Annotated in this window: 22 protein-coding genes and 4 tRNA genes; 10 read left to right on the forward strand and 16 right to left on the reverse strand. The window is 34.6% G+C overall.

Annotated elements, in window-relative coordinates; translation table 11 throughout:
* Window positions 1–189 precede the first annotated feature (189 nt).
* Window positions 190–849, forward strand: coding sequence for an alpha/beta fold hydrolase (locus J3U66_RS01010; protein ID WP_267347604.1), 660 nt, complete (start codon window positions 190–192; stop codon window positions 847–849).
* 175 nt (window positions 850–1,024) lie between these two features.
* Here the strand turns inward: J3U66_RS01010 and J3U66_RS01015 are convergent, their stop codons facing one another.
* Window positions 1,025–1,612: a hypothetical protein gene (locus tag J3U66_RS01015; protein ID WP_267343947.1), complete on the reverse strand. Its 588-nt coding sequence runs from the start codon at window positions 1,610–1,612 to the stop codon at window positions 1,025–1,027.
* 200 nt (window positions 1,613–1,812) lie between these two features.
* Complete coding sequence (locus J3U66_RS01020) at window positions 1,813–2,517, reverse strand: lipopolysaccharide core heptose(II) kinase RfaY (protein ID WP_065633857.1); 705 nt, start codon at window positions 2,515–2,517, stop codon at window positions 1,813–1,815.
* A 185-nt stretch (window positions 2,518–2,702) separates the two neighbouring features.
* On the opposite strand from J3U66_RS01020, the gene J3U66_RS01025 reads away from it, so the two are divergent.
* Window positions 2,703–2,999, forward strand: a complete 297-nt coding sequence (locus J3U66_RS01025) for a GIY-YIG nuclease family protein (RefSeq protein WP_065633856.1) — start codon at window positions 2,703–2,705, stop codon at window positions 2,997–2,999.
* Between the two features lie 74 nt (window positions 3,000–3,073).
* Here the strand turns inward: J3U66_RS01025 and J3U66_RS01030 are convergent, their stop codons facing one another.
* The 3 genes from J3U66_RS01030 to argD all read right to left on the reverse strand — a co-directional run bounded on the left by J3U66_RS01030 (window position 3,074) and on the right by argD (window position 5,966).
* Window positions 3,074–4,060: a serine/threonine protein kinase gene (locus J3U66_RS01030; protein WP_267347606.1), complete on the reverse strand. Its 987-nt coding sequence runs from the start codon at window positions 4,058–4,060 to the stop codon at window positions 3,074–3,076.
* A gap of 12 nt (window positions 4,061–4,072) precedes the next feature.
* Window positions 4,073–4,684, reverse strand: a complete 612-nt coding sequence (gene yihA, locus J3U66_RS01035; RefSeq protein WP_065798425.1) for a ribosome biogenesis GTP-binding protein YihA/YsxC — start codon at window positions 4,682–4,684, stop codon at window positions 4,073–4,075.
* Window positions 4,685–4,751: 67 nt separating this feature from the next.
* Window positions 4,752–5,966 (reverse strand): bifunctional acetylornithine/succinyldiaminopimelate transaminase, encoded by a 1,215-nt coding sequence (gene argD / locus J3U66_RS01040; protein ID WP_323849493.1) that lies wholly within the window; start codon window positions 5,964–5,966, stop codon window positions 4,752–4,754.
* A 212-nt stretch (window positions 5,967–6,178) separates the two neighbouring features.
* Between argD and J3U66_RS01045 the strand changes: the two genes are divergently transcribed.
* The 5 genes from J3U66_RS01045 to pflA all read left to right on the forward strand — a co-directional run bounded on the left by J3U66_RS01045 (window position 6,179) and on the right by pflA (window position 12,134).
* Entirely contained in the window at window positions 6,179–6,448 is a 270-nt protein-coding gene (locus J3U66_RS01045; protein ID WP_267333529.1) for an oxidative damage protection protein, read from the forward strand.
* A gap of 8 nt (window positions 6,449–6,456) precedes the next feature.
* On the forward strand, window positions 6,457–7,527 hold the full coding sequence (gene mltC, locus J3U66_RS01050; protein WP_267333528.1) for a membrane-bound lytic murein transglycosylase MltC: 1,071 nt from the start codon (window positions 6,457–6,459) through the stop codon (window positions 7,525–7,527).
* A 374-nt stretch (window positions 7,528–7,901) separates the two neighbouring features.
* The gene (focA, locus tag J3U66_RS01055) at window positions 7,902–8,750 is read left to right on the forward strand and encodes a formate transporter FocA (protein WP_267333527.1); all 849 of its coding nucleotides are present in this window, start codon (window positions 7,902–7,904) and stop codon (window positions 8,748–8,750) included.
* Window positions 8,751–8,819: 69 nt separating this feature from the next.
* Window positions 8,820–11,102, forward strand: coding sequence for a formate C-acetyltransferase (gene pflB / locus J3U66_RS01060; protein ID WP_267343943.1), 2,283 nt, complete (start codon window positions 8,820–8,822; stop codon window positions 11,100–11,102).
* 255 nt (window positions 11,103–11,357) lie between these two features.
* Window positions 11,358–12,134, forward strand: coding sequence for a pyruvate formate lyase 1-activating protein (pflA, locus tag J3U66_RS01065; protein ID WP_267333525.1), 777 nt, complete (start codon window positions 11,358–11,360; stop codon window positions 12,132–12,134).
* Between the two features lie 44 nt (window positions 12,135–12,178).
* On the opposite strand, the gene rarD is transcribed toward pflA, so the two are convergent.
* The 10 genes from rarD to recA all read right to left on the reverse strand — a co-directional run bounded on the left by rarD (window position 12,179) and on the right by recA (window position 19,832).
* Complete coding sequence (gene rarD / locus J3U66_RS01070) at window positions 12,179–13,075, reverse strand: EamA family transporter RarD (protein WP_267333524.1); 897 nt, start codon at window positions 13,073–13,075, stop codon at window positions 12,179–12,181.
* A 68-nt stretch (window positions 13,076–13,143) separates the two neighbouring features.
* The gene (gene serS, locus J3U66_RS01075; protein ID WP_065633848.1) at window positions 13,144–14,436 is read right to left on the reverse strand and encodes a serine--tRNA ligase; all 1,293 of its coding nucleotides are present in this window, start codon (window positions 14,434–14,436) and stop codon (window positions 13,144–13,146) included.
* A gap of 154 nt (window positions 14,437–14,590) precedes the next feature.
* A tRNA-Arg gene (locus J3U66_RS01080) sits at window positions 14,591–14,667 on the reverse strand.
* Between the two features lie 19 nt (window positions 14,668–14,686).
* Window positions 14,687–14,763: transfer RNA gene (locus J3U66_RS01085), tRNA-Arg, on the reverse strand.
* Window positions 14,764–14,782: 19 nt separating this feature from the next.
* Window positions 14,783–14,859 (reverse strand) — tRNA-Arg (locus tag J3U66_RS01090).
* A 21-nt stretch (window positions 14,860–14,880) separates the two neighbouring features.
* A tRNA-Ser gene (locus tag J3U66_RS01095) sits at window positions 14,881–14,973 on the reverse strand.
* 124 nt (window positions 14,974–15,097) lie between these two features.
* On the reverse strand, window positions 15,098–15,298 hold the full coding sequence (gene csrA, locus J3U66_RS01100; RefSeq protein WP_065633847.1) for a carbon storage regulator CsrA: 201 nt from the start codon (window positions 15,296–15,298) through the stop codon (window positions 15,098–15,100).
* A 141-nt stretch (window positions 15,299–15,439) separates the two neighbouring features.
* Window positions 15,440–18,073: an alanine--tRNA ligase gene (gene alaS / locus J3U66_RS01105; protein ID WP_267343942.1), complete on the reverse strand. Its 2,634-nt coding sequence runs from the start codon at window positions 18,071–18,073 to the stop codon at window positions 15,440–15,442.
* Window positions 18,074–18,279: 206 nt separating this feature from the next.
* Window positions 18,280–18,783, reverse strand: a complete 504-nt coding sequence (locus tag J3U66_RS01110; protein ID WP_267333521.1) for a regulatory protein RecX — start codon at window positions 18,781–18,783, stop codon at window positions 18,280–18,282.
* 2 nt (window positions 18,784–18,785) lie between these two features.
* Window positions 18,786–19,832 carry a recombinase RecA gene (gene recA, locus J3U66_RS01115; RefSeq protein ID WP_267333520.1) on the reverse strand — a complete coding sequence of 349 codons (1,047 nt, stop codon included), beginning with the start codon at window positions 19,830–19,832 and terminating at the stop codon, window positions 18,786–18,788.
* 473 nt (window positions 19,833–20,305) lie between these two features.
* On the opposite strand from recA, the gene J3U66_RS01120 reads away from it, so the two are divergent.
* Genes J3U66_RS01120 through J3U66_RS01130 form a run of 3 tightly spaced genes read left to right on the forward strand, consistent with a single transcriptional unit; the run spans window position 20,306 to window position 23,788 of the window.
* Window positions 20,306–21,556, forward strand: a complete 1,251-nt coding sequence (locus tag J3U66_RS01120; RefSeq protein ID WP_267343940.1) for a PqiA/YebS family transporter subunit — start codon at window positions 20,306–20,308, stop codon at window positions 21,554–21,556.
* Between the two features lie 10 nt (window positions 21,557–21,566).
* Window positions 21,567–23,204 carry an intermembrane transport protein PqiB gene (pqiB, locus tag J3U66_RS01125; protein WP_267333518.1) on the forward strand — a complete coding sequence of 546 codons (1,638 nt, stop codon included), beginning with the start codon at window positions 21,567–21,569 and terminating at the stop codon, window positions 23,202–23,204.
* Window positions 23,204–23,788 carry an ABC-type transport auxiliary lipoprotein family protein gene (locus J3U66_RS01130; RefSeq protein ID WP_267347608.1) on the forward strand — a complete coding sequence of 195 codons (585 nt, stop codon included), beginning with the start codon at window positions 23,204–23,206 and terminating at the stop codon, window positions 23,786–23,788. Before pqiB ends, J3U66_RS01130 begins: the two co-directional genes overlap by 1 nt.
* Window positions 23,789–23,838: 50 nt before the next feature.
* Here J3U66_RS01130 and pabB read toward each other — a convergent pair whose 3' ends face one another.
* Window positions 23,839–25,584: an aminodeoxychorismate synthase component I gene (gene pabB / locus J3U66_RS01135; protein ID WP_267347610.1), complete on the reverse strand. Its 1,746-nt coding sequence runs from the start codon at window positions 25,582–25,584 to the stop codon at window positions 23,839–23,841.

Consider the following 25,584-nt stretch of genomic DNA (forward strand, 5'->3'; position numbering starts at 1 on the left):
ATAATTAATTAATTTGAAATTATATTCGTTATGTAATTTTAAATATAGCGAAATTTTAGTCTATTAACAATTAATATTTATTAATGACCGGTTAGAGTGGTTTATGAAAATTATTTATGTTTAGATAGGTGAAAAATTAAATCAAAATTATACTGTTTTGACATCAACTAACTGTCATTAAGGTGAATTATGCTATGTGTTAACGGAGTAAACCTTTACTATCTAAAAACGGGTAAAGGTGAGCCTTTGATGCTGTTGCACGGTAATGGTGAAGATCATCAAGTTTTTTTACCACTCATCGCCAAATTAACATCACATTATACTATTTATGCAGTGGATAGTCGTAATCATGGACGCAGTGATAAGACTGATGTTTATGATTATAACGTTATGGCTGATGATATTGAGGCGTTAATTAACAAATTACATCTTAAATCCGTTAATATTATAGGTTTTAGTGATGGCGCCATTATTGCATTATTGTTAGCTTTACGCGGTAAAGAAATGATTAAAAAAATGGCATTATTGGGGGTGAATTTAAAACCATCTGATTTTACGCAACAAAGCTATCAATACGTACTACAGCACTATGAACAAACAAACGATCCATTATTTAAAATGATGCTTGAACAACCTAATATCGAAGTAAGTTCGTTAACGAAAATTACGATCCCAACTTTAATTATTGGTGCAGAAAATGATATTTATAATCCTGCAATGTTTGTTGAAGTTGCTGACAATATACCTAACTCGCAATTGAAAATTATGACAAACCATGATCATGGTAGCTATATCATTAATAATGATATGTTATATCCTGATTTGGTTAAATTTTTTGAAATAGATTAAGATCTCATTAGTTAAAATAGATGATTGGACGTTTTAAAAAATAGTAAGTCAATGTTTACTTGAATAAAACTAGTCAATATCGAATAATGACTAGTTATTTTTGTTACAAAATATGTTGAAAGGTATAATCTTTAAAACACATCTTACAAGATTAAGAATATTGCTTAATTTTGTATTATCGCAGTAAGCAAGCTTGAATTTTATCAACTTCTTTGTTTAATGCATCAATAACTAAGTTTGGATGCGCGCTTTCAAGTGTTTTTACGTTTTCAAAACCGTCATTGGCCACTGAACCAGTAAATTGCTGGGCTTGTTTAATATTACTAAACAGATAACGGATATCATTTTGATTGCGCGTTGTTGTCAGGGTATAACTAACAAAATACTTAATATAATATTCGTAGTCTGTAACTGCGTTAGCGACAACACTATTTCCTTCAACTAATTTAATTGTATCACCACCACTGACTGTGACGGCCTGTTGTTGAACTGGCATGTTATAGTATGACCACCAGCGTGAACCAAAATAGTTATCACTGGTTAATACCACAGGGCTATTATCAAGTTCTTGAGCTATACACAGTGCTAAAGAGGAGTGAAGGGCAGTAATAGGGCGTGAGGTAGTATATTTATTCACTATATCAACACCAGATGAATTTTGACCGATTTCTACACCTTGCGTTTGATAAATTGACATCATCTTTTGAGATGTACACCCTGTTAGCATCGTAAATATTGTCACAATACCAATTAACTTTTTCATACCACACCCTTATTAGAATTAACTGATTAATTCTAGCTGGTTATACATAGATTTGCTAGTGTTTCTATGGTTTGAAAAACGAATAAAATGATAATCTATAAACTAGATGGAGGGCTAATTTTTACTAATTAAGTCTTCAAAGGCAACAGTATGTATTACTAAATTAAGAGAGAAGTTTGACCTTCTCTCATCTGGTTAATTTAATCTTTTTTACCACGTATTTTTCGTGATAATTTTTTAAAGCCATGGGTAAATTTTTTAATTGCCATTGCTAAAACAGGGACTTTGATTTTGATATTGAAGCGTTCTTTTAATTCAATAGCATCATTCGCTTTCGTTAACCAAATAAAACCAGAATTAGTTAAATCAATCGCTTTAATTTTGCCGTCAGGTGTTAAAATAAAATTTCCACCATGTACGTCATTAGAGACTAAATTATAACTGTGTAATTTTTCAATACAGTCTTTTATTTGATCGCCATACTGCTCCATTTCTTCCCATTTTAATGAGCGGCCTTCAATAAAATTGAAAATCATATAATGGCGCTGTGTTTTTTTGTCAAAAGCAACCAAATAAAGCTCATAAGCAATATCACATTTATCTAATGATATTTTTGCCAACTTTCGAATAAGGTTGAAATAAAAATCGCCCGTAATTTTGGCAATAAGCTTACGCTCTAAACGATGTTCGATCCCACCATCAATTTTGAAGATAAATTTGCTTTGATTGTGATTGATCAAATAAGTATATCGCTCTAGTTTATCACTGGGGTCGAGGAGTTCGCGATGCCCTTCTTCTGCCAGAAATTGGTCAAAAAGGTCTAAATAATTAATTTCATCATTATCAACATAAGCGAATTTCATATCGCCACGTTCAACTTCAATAATTTTTGCAAAGTTATTCAAATTTTAACGCCTCAAAATATATAACATGGGGACTATCTAGAACAGTAAGTTAAATAAAGTAAAAGAAGTAGTAATCTTACCTAAGTGACTATTCTAACAAAATTCACGCAAATAGGCACATGCATATAATGAATTAATAATGATAAACTATAAAAGATAAATGAATTTATCACGTTGAGAGAACTATGAATAGTAAATCAGTTATGTGGTTTTTATATATTATTAGAACCGCTAAACAATCATTGTACACCGGTATCACAACCGATACGAGCCGACGTTTACATCAACACCAAAGCGGTAAGGGCGCAAAGCATTTAAAAGGTCATCAAGATCTTGCCATTGTGTATCAAGTTTGTGTAGGTGATAGATCAACAGCTTTAAGGCTTGAGTATCGTATTAAACAACTTTCCAAACCCAAAAAAGAACAATTAGTTCAACTTCAGCCTAGTTTAGAGGTGTTATTAGAGAAGTTAGGACTTTAACATTACAGTTACACTAGCTGTTTTTTAATTTTAGTTTGTCTATTTTATTTACCTATTTTATTTACCTAATTTATTTATCTAACCGATAGCAATTGAATTGCGGGTGATTGGATAGCAGTAATTTGCTGTCTAAATGTTGCTAATTGTTGATGCCAAAAATCCTCATCTGTTATCCATGTAAACGCGGGTGGAAAAGCGGGATCTTGCCATCGCATTATAATCCAAGCTAGATGATGCACCATACGCATTGCTCTTAATGGCTCGATTAATTTAAGCTGTGCAGTGTCGAAATTATAAAATTCTTGATAGATTTCAACTAAGGTATCTAATTGTAGCCGTTGTTCTTGCGTGGTTCCATAAAGTAGCATCCACATATCTTGAATTGCTGGTCCGTTTCGCGCATCATCAAAATCAACAAACATAGCATTATCACGCCATAAAATATTACCAGGATGACAATCGGCGTGAATACGAATAGGTTGCCAATCGTTATGCCAATGCTGTTCGATGGTTTGGGTTAATGTAGACAACGTTTCATTAAGTTCTAATCGTACTTTATTGGGGACTAAATTACTTGATAATAGGATTTCTTTCGGGTGATATAAATACTCGTCTAATCCGATAGTTGGACGATGTAAAAACCGTTGTTTTGCGCCAATTTGATGAATCCGTGCAAGTAAGGTGGCAACCGATTCCATTTGGTTAATATTATCCAGTTCATATTGCCGACCACCCACGCTAGGAAAAACAGCAAACAAATAGTTCTGATTTTCATGTAATGTACAGCCATTGAGTGTTAATGGTGCAATAGCTGGAATTTCTGCGTCAACTAGTTGCTTAGTAAATTCATGCTCTTCAAGGATCTGCTGCCGATTCCAACGATTGGGTCGATAAAACTTTACTACATAGCGAGCACGTTGTTCATCCATAAATTGGTAGACGCGATTTTCGTAACTATTGAGTGCTGTTAAGCCTGAGTCAACCTCAATACCAATAGTTGCCAAACTATCGATGATCAATTCCGGTGATAATGATTGAAATGAAAAATCTAATTGACTCATCAAATGGTTTCCTTACTGTTGATTAAACCATTGATCTAGTTTTTGCTTTAATGCATCTAATCCAATTCGTTTAGGTGATGAAAAAGGCGCAACAGTAATATCACCTTGAAAAGGTAGGATTGCCTCTTTAACCATATTGACTTGTTTTTTTAACGCGCCAGACGCAAGCTTATCGGCTTTAGTTAGCAATAACATCACCGGAATTTCAACCGATACAGCCCAATCAATCATCTGTTGATCGAGATCTTTGAGTGGATGTCTGATATCCATCAGTATGACTAACCCTTTTAGGCTTTCTCGTTTTTGTAGATATTCACCCAGTGATTTTTGCCATTTTCGTTTTATTGCTTCAGGCACTTGTGCATAACCATAGCCTGGTAAATCGACCAAACGACAATTTTCTTCTACTTCAAAAAGATTAATTAATTGGGTTCTGCCTGGTGTTTTACTGGTTCTGGCTAACGTTTTTTGATTAGTTAGCGTGTTGAGCGCACTGGATTTACCTGCGTTAGATCTACCGGCAAAAGCAACTTCAACGCCACTATCACTTGGTAGGTGTGATATATCTGGCGCACTTAGAATAAAGTGTGTTTTTGCGTAATTTAAAGGGCGAATATCGGTCATAACAAAGTATCCTTTAAGTGCATAACGGCACCTAATTGATTAAAATGCCGTTACTGTATAGAAAAACTTAAGCGTTGACAACCTTTTCGACGGCTTTAGCAAAGCGCATCATGCCTTCTTGTATTTCATTTTCAGAGATGATTAGTGAAGGTGTAAATCTTAGTACATTGGTGCCCGCATTTAAAATCATAACGTTAAATTCTGTTGCAACATTAAGAAACTCTCTTGCTTTATCATGAAATTGCGGTTGAAGTTCGGCGCCTAATAATAAACCTTTGCCGCGATATTCTCGAAACACTTTAAATTGATCATTAATCTCTTCTAGTTTTTCAATAAATATTGCTCTTCGCTGTTGAACGCCTTCTAGGACTTCTGGCGAGTTAATAATATCAAAAGCCTCACAACCTACCGCGCAAGCTAAAGGATTACCACCATAAGTAGTACCATGCACTCCAGGATGCATTACCGAGGCAATTTCATTAGTGGTCAGCATTGCGCTAATAGGGAATCCACCCCCTAATGCTTTAGCCGAAGTCAATATATCCGGTGTTATTCCATATTGTTGATAGGTAAATAAGCTACCCGTACGTCCCATGCCGCATTGTACTTCGTCAAAAATTAACAGTGCGTTATATTGGTCACAAAGCTCACGCACACCTTGCAAAAATTCTGGTGTTGCGGAAGTTAATCCACCTTCGCCTTGTACCGGTTCTAATACTACTGCACAAGTATGGTCATCAATTATTGCTTTTACTGCATCTAGATTGTTAAAAGGAACATGAACAATATCGGCCGGTTTTGGCCCAAAACCGTCGGAATATTTCGCTTGCCCACCAACAGATACAGTAAAAAAAGTACGACCATGAAAAGATTGATAAAATGCGATGATTTTTGTTTTATAAGGGCTGTATTTTTCAGTGGCATAGTATCGTGCAAGTTTAAATGCTGCTTCATTGGCTTCAGCCCCTGAATTAGCAAAAAACACACGATCTGCAAACGTGTTATCAATTAGTTTTTGCGCAAGAGTCAAGGCCGGTTCATTAGTAAAAACATTACTAACATGCCATAATTTCTCGCTTTGTTCTTGTAGTGCTTTAATTAATCTTGGATGGCAATGACCAAGGGCATTAACAGCTATGCCACCAGCAAAATCAATGTAATCTTCACCATTTTGATCCCAAACACGACTGCCTTGACCTTTAACCGGAATAAATTGAGCTGGTGCATAAACAGGTAAAATAACTTTATCAAATAATTCTCGAGTGATTTTGGTGTTCATCATTTTATCCTTATATTTTATCTAAATTGTTACATCTATTTTATGTGATTTAAATGTTTAGTAAAGTAAATAATTATTCATTATATTTGAATTAAAATTCACTTTTTAAAGCATGTAAACGAAATTGATTAAGGCAACAATTTTATTGTTTTTATCGTACCATTTTCGGGTATAATCGTTAGCCAAATGATAATTGTCTCTCAATAGGAACTAAGATGAGCCGTGTTATTTATTGTCATTATTTAAAAAAAGACGCAGAAGGTTTAGACTTTCAACTGTATCCAGGTGAACTAGGTAAACGAATTTATAATGAAATCTCTAAAAGTGCTTGGCAAGAATGGCTAAAAAAACAGACTATGTTAATTAATGAAAACAAATATAATATGATGAATCCTGAACACCGTAAAAAAATCGAAAGTGAGATGGTAAAATTTTTATTTGAAGGTGAAGATATTGTCATTGACGGATACAAACCTAAAAACTGAGAACTCAAATGAAAAACAAAATAAAAATTATTTCATTATTTGTGACAGTGAGCCTTTTAAGTGGTTGTCCTAGTAAAAATTCCAATAAAATTGACGAAGATTATTATGTAAAAGATACCAATGCTTTTAATATTTTAATTGGTCAATATGCAAATAATATTGAACAAATATGGGGGCCTAAAGAGGTGCTTATAGCAGGCCCTAAAGATTATGTGCAATACGAGGATAATTTACAAACTCGAGTGCATATTAATTTTGTTTCTGGTGTCATTACCATTGAGACGTTATCCAGTTCTCCTCTCGACAATTTGAAAGAAGCTATCGTTTCAACACTATTAATGCCTGAACCTGTTGATATTATACGTAAAGATAAAATTAGCCAGGATTTATCAAAAGAACCTTTTTTATATAACCAAGTTCTTGACCAAGAACGCCAGCCCATTCGTTGGAGTGCACGAGCTAATAGTTTTGCTGATTATGTGTTAGCGAATAATTTAAAACAGCGTAAATCTGGTTCTCATTTAATTACTTATGTTGAAATCAAACTTGTGCCTAACCACATTAATCAACGTGCTAAAAAGTTCTTACCACTTGTAACTGAGGCATCGAATCGTTATTTTATTGATGAACGATTAATTTTAGCGATTATGGAAGTTGAATCGGCATTTAACCCGTACGCAGTAAGTCGAACCGACGCATTAGGTCTTATGCAAGTTCAGCAACATACAGCAGGTCGTGACATTTTTAAATTAAAAGGTAAGTCAGGCGAACCGAGCCGTAAGTTTTTGCTCGATCCTCGTAATAATGTTGATATGGGCACAGCCTATCTATCTTTATTAAAGACTAAATATTTAGCAGGCATTAATAACCCAATTTCTTTAAGATATGCCATGATTACTTCTTATAATGGTGGAGCAGGAAGTGTATTGCGTACGTTTTCTAACGACCGTAACGAAGCCATTAACATTATTAATTCTATGACTCCACAGCAAGTTTATCGAAAATTAGTGACTTCGCACGTTTCTCAAGAATCCCGAAATTACTTAATAAAAGTGAGTCGAATTTTAGATAATAAATAAGCGACTAGTAGAGTGAAAACGCTTCATTTGCAGAATTAGTAATGAAGCGAAAACGATATATTTCAAATAATCACAACAAATTTGTAAAAATAGTTTGGACGTGAATCTATCGATTATTTTAAAAATTTTAAACGGTATTATAACAGTTTATCTTATAAAAATATTTATATTGATGCTAAAAAAATGAATTTAATTAATTAGATATTTTAAATTTTTTTGGATAACCTTAGATGAATTTTTTATAGTAAAAGTAATTTCTTTAACAAATAATGATTTTTTGTTATAAAATTTTTTAATAAAAAAAACGTGATCTGCTTCAAATTTTGAGTATACTATGGCTCTCATAAAACCCTAGTTTTTTTGAGGATGTTAGTTTGAGTACAGATAAACTCGTGGATTCGTTTTCCCCCGCGCAAATGACCCAAATCGCTGAAGACATCGGCAATTACAAAGTAAATAAACACCCTTGTAGCACGCTTCTTTCTGCCATTATTGCAGGTGTTTTTATTTCTATTGCATTTGTATTTTATATCACTGTGACAACTGGAACCGCTAGCGTTGCTTTTGGTTTAGCAAAATTAGTCGGTGGTATCTGCTTTTCATTAGGATTAATGCTAGTTGTTTGCTGCGGTGCAGATCTTTTTACTTCAACAGTATTAACTATTTTACCTAAAATGACTCACAAAGTGAGTTGGCTAAAAATGCTACGCAATTGGATTTTTGTCTATATTGGTAACTTTATTGGTGCTATACTGTTTGTAGCAGTTATTTGGCTTTCAGGTCAATATATGGTAGCTAATGGCTTGTGGGGATTAAACGTTTTACAAACCGCAGATCATAAATTGCACCATACTTTTATTGAAGCAGTATTTTTAGGTTTACTGGCTAATTTAATGGTATGTTTGGCTGCTTGGATGAGTTATGCTGGTCGCAGTTTACTCGACAAGATGTTAGTTATGGTATTACCTGTTGCTATGTTTGTGGCAAGTGGATTTGAACATAGTATCGCAAATATGTTTATGATTCCTATGGGAATTGTAATTAAAAATTTTGCTTCACCGGAGTTTTGGTCTGCTGTTGGATTGTCGGCAGATGCATTTAAAGAATTAACCGTTGAGCATTTTATTATAAATAATTTAATCCCGGTAACAATCGGGAATATTTTAGGTGGATTAGCTGTTGCGCTACCTTATTGGGCTTTATATTTACGTAAGCCACATTGATTTTAAAATATTTACCCTCATCTATATGAGCGGTAAATAACTATTTTTGTAAACCTGAGGTGAAAAACTATGAGTAATTTAAACGAAGTACAAGCAGTCGCTTGGAAAGGATTTAAAGATGGTGATTGGCAAAATAATGTTAATGTCCGCGATTTTATCCAAAAGAACTACACGCCATATGAGGGTGATGAGTCTTTCTTAGCTGGCGCAACAGATGCGACAACTAAGTTATGGGATAAAGTAATGGAAGGCATTAAAATTGAAAATGCTACCCATGCCCCTGTGGATTTTGATACAAGTGTTATTTCGACAATTACTGCTCATGACGCAGGTTATATTGAAAAAGATTTAGAAAAGATTGTTGGTTTACAAACTGAAAAACCATTAAAACGTGCAATTATCCCATTTGGTGGGATTAAAATGATCGAGAATTCATGTAAGGCTTATAACCGTACACTTGATCCTTTAGTCAAAAAAATCTTTACTGAATATCGTAAAACTCATAACCAAGGTGTTTTTGATATTTATACCCCAGATATCTTACGTTGTCGTAAATCAGGTGTTATCACTGGTCTTCCAGATGCTTATGGTCGTGGTCGTATCATTGGGGATTACCGTCGTGTTGCACTTTACGGTATTGACTACTTAATGCAAGACAAATTTGCACAGTTTAACTCATTACAAGCTGATTTTGAAAATGGTGTTGACTTAGCAATGACTATGCAACGTCGTGAAGAAATTGCAGAGCAACATCGTGCACTTGGTCAAATTAAAGAAATGGCCGCTAAATATGGTTACGATATTTCTGGGCCAGCTAAAACAGCTCAAGAAGCGGTACAATGGACTTACTTTGGTTATTTAGCAGCAGTTAAATCACAAAATGGTGCGGCGATGTCTCTTGGTCGTACTTCTACATTCTTTGATATCTATTTCCAACGTGACCTTGAAGCCGGCTTAATCACTGAAAAAGACGCGCAAGAAATTGTTGACCATTTCGTTATGAAATTACGTATGGTTCGATTCTTACGTACGCCTGAATATGATGAATTATTCTCTGGTGACCCAATTTGGGCAACTGAATCTATCGCTGGTATGGGTGTAGATGGTCGTACTTTAGTGACTAAAACTTCGTTCCGTTTCTTAAATACACTTTACACTATGGGTCCATCACCAGAACCAAACATGACAATTCTTTGGTCTGAACAATTACCAAGTGGATTTAAAGAGTTTGCATCAAAAGTATCTATTGATACTTCATCATTACAATATGAAAATGATGACTTAATGCGCCCTGACTTTAACAACGATGACTATGCTATCGCATGTTGTGTAAGCCCAATGATCGTTGGTAAACAAATGCAGTTCTTTGGTGCACGTGCAAACCTTGCTAAAACTCTTCTATACGCAATCAATGGTGGTGTGGATGAGAAACTTAAAATGCAAGTAGGTCCAAAAGAAGCGCCAATTACTGACGAATATCTTGATTTCGATAAAGTTTTTGCTCGTTTAGACCACTTTATGGATTGGTTAGCAAAACAATATGTAACTGCATTAAATGCTATTCACTATATGCACGACAAATATAGCTATGAAGCATCATTAATGGCATTACACGATCGTGATATTATTCGTACTATGGCATGTGGTATTGCAGGTCTATCTGTTGCTGCTGACTCACTGTCTGCGATTAAATATGCGAAAGTTAAAACGATTCGTGATGAAGATGGTCTTGCTGTGGACTTTGAAATCGAAGGTGAATACCCTCAATTTGGTAACAATGATCCACGTGTAGATGATATCGCAGTTGATTTAGTTGAACGTTTCATGAAGAAAATTCAAAAACTTAAAACTTATCGTAATGCAATTCCTACACAATCAGTGTTAACCATTACTTCAAACGTTGTTTATGGTAAGAAAACTGGTAATACACCTGATGGTCGTCGTGCTGGTGCTCCATTTGGTCCAGGTGCTAACCCAATGCACGGTCGTGACCAAAAAGGTGCGGTTGCTTCATTAACATCTGTTGCTAAACTTCCATTTGCTTATGCTAAAGATGGTATTTCGTATACTTTCTCTATCGTTCCAAATGCGTTAGGTAAAGATGATAGTGCACGTAAACGTAACTTAGCAGGCTTAATGGATGGTTACTTCCACCATGAAGCAACTATTGAAGGCGGTCAACATCTTAATGTGAACGTACTTAACCGTGAAACATTATTAGATGCGATGGATCATCCTGAAAAATATCCACAATTAACTATTCGTGTTTCTGGATATGCAGTGCGTTTCAATTCATTAACTAAAGAGCAACAAAAAGACGTAATTTCACGTACTTTTACACAATCAATGTAATTTAGTTAATTGATGATTTGCATTAAATAGCGTCCAATTTGGGCGCTATTTTTTTGCCAATTGAATTATTGGTTATCCACTTATAGAAATGTTGCTAATAGATAGGATAAATTTAATACTTGTTAGTATTTATTTTGTATAATTGCAACAAATAAGAGTATATTCAATTAATGTAATTGGTAAAAAATAACATTATATGAGTTAAAATACTTAAATAAATATAAAAGCAATGTGAGTAATTATTAGAGAACATTTATGGAACAAGATATTATTATGACAACAAAACAACCGATTAAAGGTCGTATCCATTCTTTTGAATCTTTTGGTACAGTTGATGGACCGGGAATTCGCTTCATTGTTTTTTTTCAAGGTTGTTTAATGCGTTGCTTATACTGTCATAACCGCGATACTTGGGATTTAAAAGCGGGCAAGGAAGTGACAGTTGATGAGTTAATGAAAGAGATAGTTTCTTATAAAAGCTTTATTATGCCTAATGGTGGTGGGGTTACCGCATCAGGTGGAGAGGCGACATTACAGTCTGAATTTATTACTGAGTGGTTTAAAGCTTGCCATAAAGAGGGCATTAATACTTGTTTAGATACCAATGGTTATGCTAGACAGATCGATCATACTCTAGAAGAGTTAATGGACGTGACTGATCTGGTTATGCTTGATTTGAAACAGTTGAATGATGAGATACATCAAAAGTTAGTTGGTGTATCAAATAAACGTGTATTAGAGTTCGCCAAATACTTACAAAAAATTAATAAAAAAACTTGGATTCGATATGTTGTTGTTCCAGGTTGGACAGATGATGATGACTCAGCACATTTGTTAGGTAAATTTATTCAAGGCATGAGTAATATCGAACGAGTAGAGTTATTACCTTATCATAAACTTGGTGCTTACAAATGGGAAACGTTTGGTGATAAGTATCAATTGGAAGGCGTTGAAGCCCCACCAAGGGAAACACTTGATAGGATTCAATCTATTATAGAAAGCTATGGTCAACCCGTGACATTTAGTAAGTAACATCATCCTTAAATTAAACAGCTACAAAATTTGTGGCTGTTTAATTAACGAATTCTTTTTCGTTTTATCGCTCTTAGTACAAATATACTTCCTTCCAACGCTAAAACACAAACAGATAACCAAATAAATCCATATGAAATAATATGCTGTGATGAGATAGATTCGTGTAAGAATAATAAAGAAACACAAGTTAGTAAAACCGGCTCTACATAGCCAAGCAATCCAAATAAGCCCATAGGTAGTAACCTTCTGGCAACAAAATACATAGCAAATGCAATAGCGGTAATTATCCCCAGCATAGGGATAAAGATATGAAAATGGGTTAAATCATGAATAATTTGTTGTACGTTATAATTGAAAATAAAATAACTAAGGCAACCTAAAAAAATGAAGAAAAAATCTGAAAAGGTCCCTGATATGCCTTCTATTTTTAGTTTTCTTCTTGTCATAAAGTAAATTGGATAACCAAGTGCTATCACGGCTGTTTCCCATGAAAAAGCGCTTGTTGTGTAAATTTCTAAACAGACACCAATAGCGGCAAACGTGACAGCAATTTTTTGAAAAAATGTTAATGTTTCTCCATAGAAAACTTTGCCAAAAATAACCATCGCTAAGGGTAATAAAAAATATCCCAAAGATGCAGATAAACCATGGCCATTAAGCGGTGCCCAAATAAAAATAAGCATTTGGATGGTCAGAAGTAATGAGGATGCTATCAATCCTAAAAGTAATACTGGTCGTTGTTTTATTCGCAAAAATAGATCAGCAATAGCTGACCATTGTTTTTCAAAACAGATAAGAATAATAATTGCTGGAAAAGACGTTAATAATCGCCAGCAAAAAATATCGACAACCGAAAGCGGCTGTAGTAATACTGGATAATAATAAAGTAATCCAAAAAGACATGATGCAAGTATTGAAAGGACAACACCTTTTATCATTTTTTCACCTAAATTAATAAAAAAATAGCGCTATTAGTAGCGCTATCTTAAGCTAAATTGATTTATCTTTAACCAATCACTTCTACGCCATTCATATAGGGTACTAACACTGATGGTACTTTGATAGATCCATCAGCCTGTTGATAGTTTTCCATAATCGCAACAAGAGTTCGTCCTACCGCTAATCCAGAACCATTTAAGGTATGAACTAGGTAAGTTTTATTATCTGCTTTATTGCGATAACGTGCTTGCATTCGACGAGCTTGGAAATCCCACATATTTGAACAAGACGAAATTTCGCGATAAGTATTTTGAGCTGGCACCCATACTTCAAGATCGTAGGTTTTACATGAGCCAAAGCCCATATCACCGGTACATAATACGATTTTTCGATAAGGCAGCTCAAGTAGCTGTAATACCTTTTCAGCATGCCCAGTTAGCTCTTCTAATGCTTTCATGGACTCTTCAGGTTTGACAATCTGAACAAGCTCCACTTTATCAAATTGATGCATTCGAATTAAGCCACGGGTATCTTTACCATAAGAACCCGCTTCAGAGCGGAAACAAGGCGTATGAGCCGTCATTTTTAATGGTAATACACTTTCATCTAGAATTTCATCTCGCACTAAATTGGTAACGGGTACTTCTGCTGTCGGGATTAATGCATAATTACTGCTTTCAGCCTCTTCATCAAGTGGTTTAGTGTGAAATAGGTCACCTGCAAATTTTGGTAATTGCCCAGTGCCAAATAGGGTAGCTTTATTGACGAGGTAAGGCACATAGATTTCTTCATAACCATGTTGCTCAGTATGAAGATCTAGCATAAATTGCGTTATTGCTCGATGTAGACGTGCAATTTGTGATTTCATAACAACAAAACGTGCACCGGTAAGTTTTACACCAGCAGCAAAATCAAGCCCACCAAAACGTTCACCTAAAGCAACATGATCAAGCACAGGAAAATCAAATGTTCTTGGTGTACCAAAACGGGATACTTCGACATTGTCATTTTCATCTTTGCCATCAGGAACGGAATCATCAGGAATATTCGGAATATTTGATGCAATATCTTTGATTTGGTTAAGTAGGATTTCAAGCTCTGCTTTTGCGGTATTGAGCTTTTCACCAAGTTTATTGACTTCTTCACGTACAGCCGTGATATCTTCGCCACGAGCTTTTGCTTCACCAATCGCTTTAGAGCGGGCGTTACGTTCAGCCTGTAAGTTTTCAGTTTCAACTTGTAAAACTTTTCGTTTTTCTTCTAGTTGACTTAATGTTTCAACATCTAATTTAAATCCGCGTCGAGATAATTTTTTGGCAACAAGATCTAATTCATTTCGAAGTAAGTTTGGATCCAACATAAAAAAAGTCCATTATTATTTATTAAAGCTATCTATCTACTTGAACCGTTATTTTAATCTAGCTAACAACATATATAAATAAAAAAGTAGATTGATAAAAGATATAAAGTTTGTGAGCTTAGTATACTAGAATTATGCCGGGATTCAACCGAAATGGCGCACCCGAAGGGATTCGAACCCCTGACCGCTCGGTTCGAAGCCGAGTGCTCTATCCAGCTGAGCTACGGATGCGTGTAAGTTCGTAAAAAAATGGTGCATCCGAAGGGATTCGAACCCCTGACCGCCCGGTTCGTAGCCGGGTACTCTATCCAGCTGAGCTACGGATGCGTTTTAGAATTTTTTAAAATGGTGCATCCGAAGGGATTCGAACCCCTGACCGCCCGGTTCGTAGCCGGGTACTCTATCCAGCTGAGCTACGGATGCATATTTTAAATTTTTTAAAAATGGCGGTGAGAGAGGGATTCGAACCCTCGATGCAGCTTTTGACCGCATACTCCCTTAGCAGGGGAGCGCCTTCAGCCTCTCGGCCATCTCACCAAAACAACTGTGATTTGGTTTCAACAACAAAATCACAATGTGTGGCGCACATATTACGTTCTAGAAAAAATAAGTCAAACATTTTTTCGTTTGCGCGCACTAGTTGTTTATTTCCTGCCCAATATTACTCTTTGGGCTCAGATATCTCATCAATTTTGTCTTGCGAATGATGGATTCTGTTATATATTTCTTCTCTATGGATAGAAACTTCTTTAGGGGCATTGATACCAATTCTGACTTGGTTACCTTTGACGCCTAAAATAGTAATGACTACATCGTCACCAATAATTAATGTTTCACCTACTCTCCTAGTTAAAATTAACATTAGATCTCCTAATATCAGTTAAGTATATATCCAAACAATTTTAAGATATAGCTTCGTCAGCCTTCCATCGGTGAGACAGAAAGACGGAATTTTACAGAATACACTCTAATGTTTAATTAATATTCACTTGAGTATATCTGGCTAACTTGCTTGTAATTTATTACTGATTTCCTTTTTTACAGAAGATAAAGCTTCTGGTAACGCCGAAAGATCCATTCCACCTGCTTGAGCGAAATCAGGCCGCCCACCGCCCTTACCACCTACTTTTAATGCTAATTGAGAAACTAATTCGCCAGCTTTAACAATGCCTAATAAGTCATTAGTTACACCAGCTGCTAAATTGATTTTGCCATCATTGACAGCAGCTAAAACTATGACACCTGTTTTTAATTGATTTTTAAGATCATCAATCATTGTGCGTAATAGCTTAGCTTCGACGTTATCAAGTTTAGCAATTAGTAAGTTCTTATTATTGATTTTTTCACATTGATTTAACAATTGTTGGCTTTCTTGGCTAGCTTTTTCAGCCTTCAATTGCTCAATAGTTTTTTCTAACACTTTAGTTTGATCAATTAACTGTTCAACTCGTGTTAAAATTGTCGATTTGTCACTTTTTATCAGTGATCCAATTTGATTTAACAAATTAGCTTCATAATGGATGTATTCCATCGCATTTTGCCCAGATGTTGCCTCAATTCTTCTTACACCAGAAGCGATGCTCGACTCAGAAGTGATTTTAAATAAACCTATATCACCGGTTCTACTAACGTGAGTACCACCACAAAGTTCGATTGAAAAATCACCCATCGTTAATACGCGTACAATTTCTTCGTACTTTTCGCCAAATAATGCCATTGCACCTTTGCTTTTTGCTTGATCAATTGGCATTAATTCTATCTCAACAGGTAAGTTGCGACGTATCTGTTGGTTGACCAGATTTTCGATTTCAATCAGTTGCTCTGTTGTAATTGCTTGATTGTGCGAAAAGTCAAAACGTAAGTAACTATCATTAACCAAGGAACCTTTTTGATGAACATGCTTACCTAATATTTGTTGTAATGCCGCTTGTAATAAATGTGTGGCTGAGTGGTTACGACGAATACGTTCCCTTAGTTCAACATCAATAGCTGCTGTTACTGTATCACCAACTTTTAATGATCCTTTAGTAATATTGCCTATATGTCCAATACTTTTACCATATTTTTGGCAATCGATAACTTTAAATTCAACATTTGCAGCAGTTAACACGCCTTTATCGCCAATTTGTCCACCTGACTCGCCATAAAAAGGTGTTTTGTCTAGAACAATGATGGCTTCATCACCTTCATTAATACTTTCGACTTTGTGGCCACCTTGGAAGATCGCAATCACTTTACCTGAAGCTTCAGTTTCCTGATAACCTAAAAATTCGGTTTTATCATCAAGCTTAATAACATTACTGTAATCGACACTAAATGCACTAGATTCACGAGCTCGCTTACGTTGCTCTTCCATACATTTATTAAATCCATCTTCATCAATTGTGATGTTTTTTTCTCGACATACATCGGCTGTTAAATCCAATGGAAAGCCATATGTATCATAAAGTTTAAAGGCAATCTCACCCGGCAACACAGAACCAGTTATTTTACCTAATTCTTGATCGAGTAAAAATAATCCACGTTCAAGAGTTTTTAGGAATTGTTCTTCTTCGGTTTTAAGGGTATTTTCAACCATTTTTTGGTTATGCGCTAATTCTGTTGCAGCGCTGCCCATCACCTCAATTAATGGTTTAACTAGTTTATAAAAGAAAATATCTTTTGCACCAAGCATATGACCATGTCGTACTGCTCGTCGAATAATACGACGCAATACATAGCCTCGACCTTCATTAGAAGGCATTACGCCATCTGAAATTAGAAAAGCACAAGAACGGATATGGTCCGCTATAACACGTAGTGATTTACTTTCTAAGTCTTTAGTTTGAATGATTTGAGCCGTATCTTTAATGAGTTTTTTGAACAAATCAATTTCATAGTTAGAGTTAACATGTTGCAAAACTGCTGCAATTCGTTCTAATCCCATACCGGTATCGACAGACGGTTTAGGTAAAGGTTCCATAGTCCCATCAGGATGGCGATTAAATTGCATAAATACAATGTTCCAGATTTCAATAAATCGGTCACCATCTTCTTCAGCACTACCTGGAGGTCCTCCCCAAATATGATCGCCATGATCGTAAAATATTTCAGTACAAGGTCCACAGGGTCCTGTATCACCCATTTGCCAAAAATTATCTGAAGCATAAGGTGCGCCCTTGTTATCACCTATGCGGATAATACGTTCTTTAGGTATACCAATTTCGTTTTGCCAAATAGAGTAGGCTTCATCATCAGTTTCATAAACAGTGACAGTTAATTTTTCTTTAGGAAGATTAAACCATTCTTTACTGGTTAATAACTCCCAAGCAAAATGAATCGCATCATGTTTGAAATAATCACCAAAACTAAAATTACCTAACATTTCGAAAAATGTATGATGTCGTGCAGTATAACCTACATTATCAAGGTCATTATGTTTTCCGCCAGCTCGTACACACCGCTGTGCTGTAGTTGCTCGCGTGTAGGAACGCTTATCTATTCCAAGAAATACATCTTTAAATTGATTCATTCCTGCATTAGTAAACAAAAGAGTTGGATCATTATGTGGAACAAGGGAACTACTTGCGACAATTTCGTGTCCTTTGCTATGGAAAAAGTCAAGAAAATTTTGACGAATTTCTGCAGTGCTTTTCATTTAGGCTTCCATATTAAACGATAGATTTTTAAACATAGTAATATACCCGTTACAACTAAAGTTGAAAAGTAAATATTCTTTATACTGCGGTGAATCTAACTAATATAACAAGTAAATATAAGGAAAAATAAAAATGATATAGTGAGCTTTCTTTGTAATGGGCTGTGTTTAACTTAACTGTATTATATTCTAGGTATTATACAAACTTAAGTCAATAAATTACATGCGGTTTTAATATTATCTTGGCTATAGCCTCTAGCAGTTAAAAATTGAATTACTTTCTGTTTTTGGCGATAATCTTCTTTAATATCAATGTGTTTAAACTTTTTCAATAATTGTTGATGAGCAATTTCACTCCAATTAATATCTGTTATTTGTAATAGTTCACGGCTCAAATCGACGTCTAGGCCACGCTGTTTTAATTCTAATGCAATTTTATATTGACCATAACCTTTACATGCACGCATAGCAATATATTTTTCGATATATTGTCTATCATTCATCCAATTGTGATCGATACAATATTGAATAACCTCAGAGGTTTCTATTTTTAATTGATTTAACTGTTCATGATATTCATCTTCTGAGCATTGTATCTTTTTAGCAAAGAATTGCACTATTTTGTTGTGTAATTCATAAGATGAATGATCGCGCTGTGCAAGTAATTGCACAGCTTTATTTAAAATTGACTTATTGATTTTTTTATTCATAACTAAAAGTTGTTATCTTCTTCTGATAAAACTTCGTCCTCATCAGCAGAGAAAACAGCAGGGCTATTTAGTAATAAATCTCGTAATTTGGTTTCAAGTTCTTGGGCGATTTCGGGATGCTCTTGTAAAAACTTGATAGAGTTAGCTTTACCTTGACCAACTTTTTCACCGTTATAGCTGTACCATGCGCCAGCTTTATCAACAAGCTTATGTTTTACACCTAAATCAATTAATTCACCTTCTTTAGAAATACCACATCCATAAAGAATTTGGAATTCAGCTTGTCTAAATGGCGCCGCCACTTTGTTTTTGACCACTTTTACACGGGTATCACTACCAATCACATCTTCGCCTTCTTTAACAGCACCAGTGCGACGGATATCTAAACGCACAGAGGCATAAAATTTAAGTGCATTACCACCGGTTGTTGTTTCTGGATTACCAAACATAACACCAATTTTCATACGAATTTGGTTAATAAATACGACTAAGCAATTAGCATTTTTAATGTTAGCAGTTAATTTACGTAATGCTTGTGACATTAAGCGGGCTTGTAATCCCATATGAGAGTCGCCCATTTCACCTTCGATCTCTGCTTTTGGTGTTAGAGCAGCAACAGAGTCGACGATAATGACATCTACAGCACCAGATCGTACTAATGCATCACAAATTTCAAGCGCTTGTTCGCCGGTATCGGGTTGTGAAACTAATAAATCATCAACTTGCACACCTAATTTTGCTGCATAAATTGGATCTAAAGCATGCTCAGCATCGATGAAAGCACACGTTTTCCCTTCTTTTTGTGCTTGCGCAATAACAGATAAAGTTAATGTAGTTTTTCCTGATGATTCTGGTCCAAAGATTTCGACAATTCTACCCATTGGTAGCCCGCCAATTCCTAATGCGATATCAAGCCCTAATGAACCAGTTGAAACCGCGTCAACATCTAACGTTTGGGTATCCCCTAAACGCATAATTGAACCTTTACCAAATTGTTTTTCTATTTGACTTAATGCTGCTGAAAGTGCACGTTGTTTGTTTTCGTTCATATTATAAAATTCCGATTAGTAAGGATATTGATGTACATTATACTGTATTGTTATACAGTATCAAGTTTTTTTTATGTTTAATAAGCATTTAATTAATAGTAGCAACTAATTGATAATATTTTACTTATTGATAATGAAATAATAGAGTAAAGTTTGGGTTTAAAGATGCTTGTATCTCAACTTTTATCAAATATGGCTTTTAAAATTTTATACAGTTAACTAGAGTTTTATTGTTAGGATAGATTTAATTTTATCATCAAATTGTAGCAATTTGCTTAGGTAATACTTTCATAAAAAAAAACCATTTGTTATGATTAGCAGCGAAACATCTTAACCATTATATGTAGTGTGTTGAAGTAATTATTCCCAATAGTTGTTTTCGAATTAATGAATCAATTTTTTAATGAAATATAATGTTAACTAGAAAAAACGTTATCAATTAAGGCTATTATTTATTGTAATTAAGGAAAATAATGACCATCGCTCAACCTCATTACGTATTATGTTCAAATTGTGATTTACTCACTGAACTTTCACCAGTCACATCAGGACACAAAGCCGTATGTCCTCGCTGCAACACAACGTTGATAAAAAAAAATATTAATATGAAATTTAGAGCAACGATGTATGCAGTTTGTTCTTTGATTATGATTGTTATTGCTTGCAGATTTGTTTTTATTGATATACGCTTAGTAGGCAATTTTAATGGTGTTAGTATTTTAGATATTCCTAGTATTATGTTCTTTGACAGGTACAGTTATCTATCTGCGTTATTTATTGTATTTGTTCTAGCTTTTCCTATTTTTAATCTTGCTATTATCACTGTCCTTTGTTCTAAATTGCCATTGTCAAAATATCGAAAAAGAGATCTATTAATTGCTTATGAAAAATTACAACATTGGTGTATGCCTGAAATATTTTTAACCGGTATTTTGGTGAGTTTTGTTAAGTTAATGAGTTACGGTAGCATTGGTGTAACTGAAACTTTTTGGGCCTTTTGTTTGTTTGTCTTTTTTTATATAAAAGCTGATGTGATTTTTTCACCAGAAACGATTTGGAACGAAATCCATAACAATAATTTTGCGAGTGATGAATTAAAAGTAGGTAAGACAGGAATTTGTCAGCATTTAAAACTGTGTCATTATTGTGAAGCGATTTTACCTGAACATTATGTCAAATGTCCTCGTTGTAAACAAAAAAGCCAAACAAGAAATAGAAATAAAATACAATGGACTATTGCTTTATTAGTGACATCGTTAATTATCTATATTCCAGCTAATTTGTTTGGAATTATGATAACAGTTGTTTTTGGTTCGCCATCAAGTTCTACCATTCTTGATGGTGTTATTTATATGTGGCAAGCAGGTGATATACCGGTTGCATTAGTCATTTTTATCGCCAGTGTAGTTATTCCGATTTTGAAAATTATTTCGCTTAGCTGGCTTTGTTATTTTGCTTTAGCAGCCAAGAAAAAACATAGACATAATTGTCTAAAAATGAAGAAACTATATACAGCTGTTGAATTTATTGGCAAATGGTCAATGATTGATATTTTTGTGGTATCGGTTGTCTGTTCTTTGGTTAGAAATCAGCAAATGATGGGTGTTTACCCCGACATAGGCGTAATATTTTTTGCAACAGTGGTGATTATTACCATGATTGCATCACAAAATTTTGATCCTCGATTAATTTGGGATCGTACATCGAATAAAAAAATAGAATAATAGGAACAATATGGTAACAACAAGTAAATTAGCAAAAATAATTAAAATCAGAGCTATTTCAGCAATATGGATAATACCAATTGTCACTGCTGTTGTTGGGCTTTGGATTATTTATTCTCATTATGCTGACCGTGGCACCCCATTTACCTTACTTGCTAAAGATGCAAGTGGTATTGTTGCAGGTAAAACGGTAATCAAAAATCGCAGTGTCGATGTGGGTATTGTTGATGAAGTAACCCTATCGGATGATTACAACCAAGTGGTGGTTAAAGGTCGAATCTATAACGATATGAAACCATTACTTAAAAATGATTCAATATTTTGGGTTGTGAAACCCGAGATAGGTCGAGATGGTGTTACCGGTTTGAACACTATATTGTCAGGTGTATATATTGAGTTAGCATCAGGTAATGATACACATAGCTTTAAAAATAATCCTTTTATTTTATCAGATACACCACCGTTATCTGACCCGAGTATCAAAGGTATACGGTTGAATTTAGAAAGTGATCAAAATGGTGTTGTTCCTCGTGGTGCTTCGGTTATGTTTCATGGTTATCGTGTTGGGAATGTTGAAACATCACAGTTTGATGTTAATTCACGAAAAATGAAATATCAAATTTTTATCACTCAACCTTATGATGCATTAGTGACCCAAAACGTACGTTTTTGGAAAGAAGGTGGTATTAATTTAACGTTATCATCAATGGGTGCGAGTTTAAATGTGCCTTCATTGGATGTTTTATTGTCTGGCGGCATCAGTTTTGATCTACCGGATGGATCAAAATTAGGCGCACCTGCTGAGCAATATTCTGTATATAAGTTATATGAAAATAAAAAATCCATTCAAGATTCACAGTATACTGAATATAAAGAATTTCTTATTATGCTCTCTGATTCAATATCAGGGCTTTCTGAAGGTGCACCGGTCGAATATCATGGTATTCGATTAGGAACAGTTTCGAAGGTTCCATTTTATACCCCAGAAATGTTAGAACAATCTTCAATTCTTAATCAAAAAGTTCCTGTTCTGATAAGGATTGAACCAGATCGCTTGTCGGAACTTGTAGATCAGAAGATAGATATTGCTACACTTATTATGGATGAGCAAAAAAATGGCTTAAGGGCATCTTTGAAAACATCAAATATGTTTACTGGTGCACTTTATATCGATCTGGATTTCTATTCCGATTTAAAAAATAAGTATGATGTTAAAAAGTCAAAACAATTTGGTTACGATACGATTGACACCACATCAACAGGCATTGCTCAAATACAAGCTAAAATTATACAATTACTTGATAATTTTAATAATTTACCACTTAATAACACGATGTCTCAATTTAATAAATCACTTGCTTCAAGCGAGCGGTTAATGAACTCGATAAATCAAATTATGGCAAGCAAAGAAATGCAAAATATGCCAAAAGATCTTCAAAAGGCAATGCGTTCATTAAATGAGACCATGAAAGGATTACAACCAGGTTCTGATTTAAATAATCAAATGAAAGAAAGTCTACAAAAAGTGCAACAAATGATGGATGAATTAACGCCATTACTTAATACCCTCAATGATAAAAGTAATGCATTGATTTTTTCTGCACCGAATAAGAAAGATCAAGAACCTAAAGCTAAAGGTAAAAAATGATGGTTAAAATAATACGATACCTAATCTCAATTGTTGTTGCAATATCACTGAGTTTATTAGTGGGATGTTCTTCTAATGCGCCAAGCAAAAGCTATTTTCAATTAGCGAGTGATTTACCTGAGCAAACGTCACACACAATGAAAAAAACTCAGCATTTTATTTGGATTGAAACGGTAGATGTGGCAAATTTTTTAAATAAGCCTGGAATTGTTTTGCAAACAGACGATATTAAATATGTAACTGCATCAAACCATCTTTGGGCATCAACGTTATCGCAACAACTTCAAGATCGCGTCGTTCAAGACTTAAGTGTTTTTCTTCCTGATTATTTAGTTTCCAGTAAATCACTGTCAACACCAACTTTAACGGTAAAACTCTTTATTGACGGTTTTCATGGTAGTTATTCAGGCGATGCCCTTATCAAAGGAAGATGGGTTATAACAGATAGTCATAATAACATTGAGACAAAACCCTTTGAACGCCATGTTGCTCTTATGACCAATGGTTATGATGCATTGGTTAAAGCGTTATCTAAAGGTTGGCAAGAAGAAGAACAAGATTTTGCTAATTCAATCACGCGTTAATTTAAAAAATTCATATTCCGTCAGTAATATGACGGAATATGAATCGTTATTTAAGTTAAATTGTGTTTGAATTGATTAAATACTTCATTATCTATTTCCACCCATTTACGCACACTATTTATAAAAGCAATTTTTTGTGCTTTTAATAGGTGGGCTTTAGTGATGACTTGTTCTACCAAATGGTGATTGTTTATATAATATTGCCGCATCGTTCCGGGCAATAACCCCGAACTGACAACAGGGGTAACCCACTGTTGATTGATAAATAAGGCAATATTGCCATTAACGAATTCGGTAATTTCGCCTTTTTCATTGAAATTGATATACTCATGTCCTTTGGTAATATGCACAAAATGTTGCCGGTTCGTTGTTTTGTGGTACAGATAAACATTATTACTATTGACACAATTTGGCGCCAACGTTATTTTATTTAACAACATACCACAATCAATTTTATCAATATCTAAGTGATAACTACCGTCCTCAATTTTCAATAACAACCTGACTTTATAGTTACCTTTGCGATACCGATTTGCTAACTCAACGAGCTGAAATTTTATTGATTTTGTATCACACTGAACATCAAAATAATTAGCAGAATCAGCAAGCCTAGCTAAATGCTCTTCTAATAAAAAAAATTGGCCTTCTTCAAGTAACAAAGATTCAATAATCGCATCAGGAATTGATGACTTACGGGTTAATATAGCTGTTTTAGCGAGGATTTCGTCGTACTCATCTTCTGCGGTTGAATCCCATGTAATTCCACCCCCAACGCCATAACTCATTTGTTGATTATGAATAGTTAATGTTCGTATTGGTATATTAAATGTTGCTTGCTGCATATATGGATTAATATAGCCGATTGTGCCACAGTAAACCCCACGTGGTGAATTTTCAATATTGGCAATAATTTGCATAGTACTTGTTTTTGGTGCACCAGTGATTGAACCACAAGGAAAGATAGCTTGAAAAATCTGATATAACCGAATATTTTCTTTTAATCTTCCCTGAATTGTTGAAGTTAATTGCCAAACAGTTGGATATTTTTCTGCAGTAAATAATTGAGGAACAGCGACAGATCCTGGCTCTGATATTTGACTTAAATCATTGCGCAGCAGATCGACTATCATCATATTTTCAGCGAGATTTTTTTCTGACATTAATTGCGATAATTGTTGGGCATCTTGTTGCTGATTTATCCCTCGTTTCGTTGTCCCTTTCATCGGTTTTGTGGTTATTAATCTGTTTTCTATTTTAAAAAATAGCTCGGGCGATATCGATAAAATGTGATAATCATCAAATTCTAAATATGCACAATAATTGGCAAAATTATTTTTTTGTAAAAAATGATAGTAATCAAGGGGTGATTGTGTAAAAGGTGCTTTAAATGCAATCGTATAGTTAGTTTGATAGGTATTGCCCAATTCAATTTGTTCACGGATATAATTGATCTTTTGTTGATATTCATTAATTGTAGTGTCACTCATCAATTCAAGTGATTGTGGGGTGTAATCATGATATGGTAAAGACTCAACACTGGAATACTGATCAAAAATACCAAATAACAGTAAAGGTAAATCTTGGTTATTATGGCGATTAATTTTGGTTTGATTTGATTGATTTAATCCCATCGCTGCTTCATAAGCTAAATAACCAACAGCATAATAGCCTTGTTGGATAAATCCTTCGATCTCCTGTAAATGTTGATTGACTAATGAGGTATCATTAGTCTTTATTATCGAGATTGGGTTGCAAAAATACTTATGCTGACCTTCGAAGTCGATATATATTCTCAT

This window comes from Gilliamella sp. B2969 (assembly GCF_026536195.1).
Taxonomy (GTDB): domain Bacteria; phylum Pseudomonadota; class Gammaproteobacteria; order Enterobacterales; family Orbaceae; genus Gilliamella.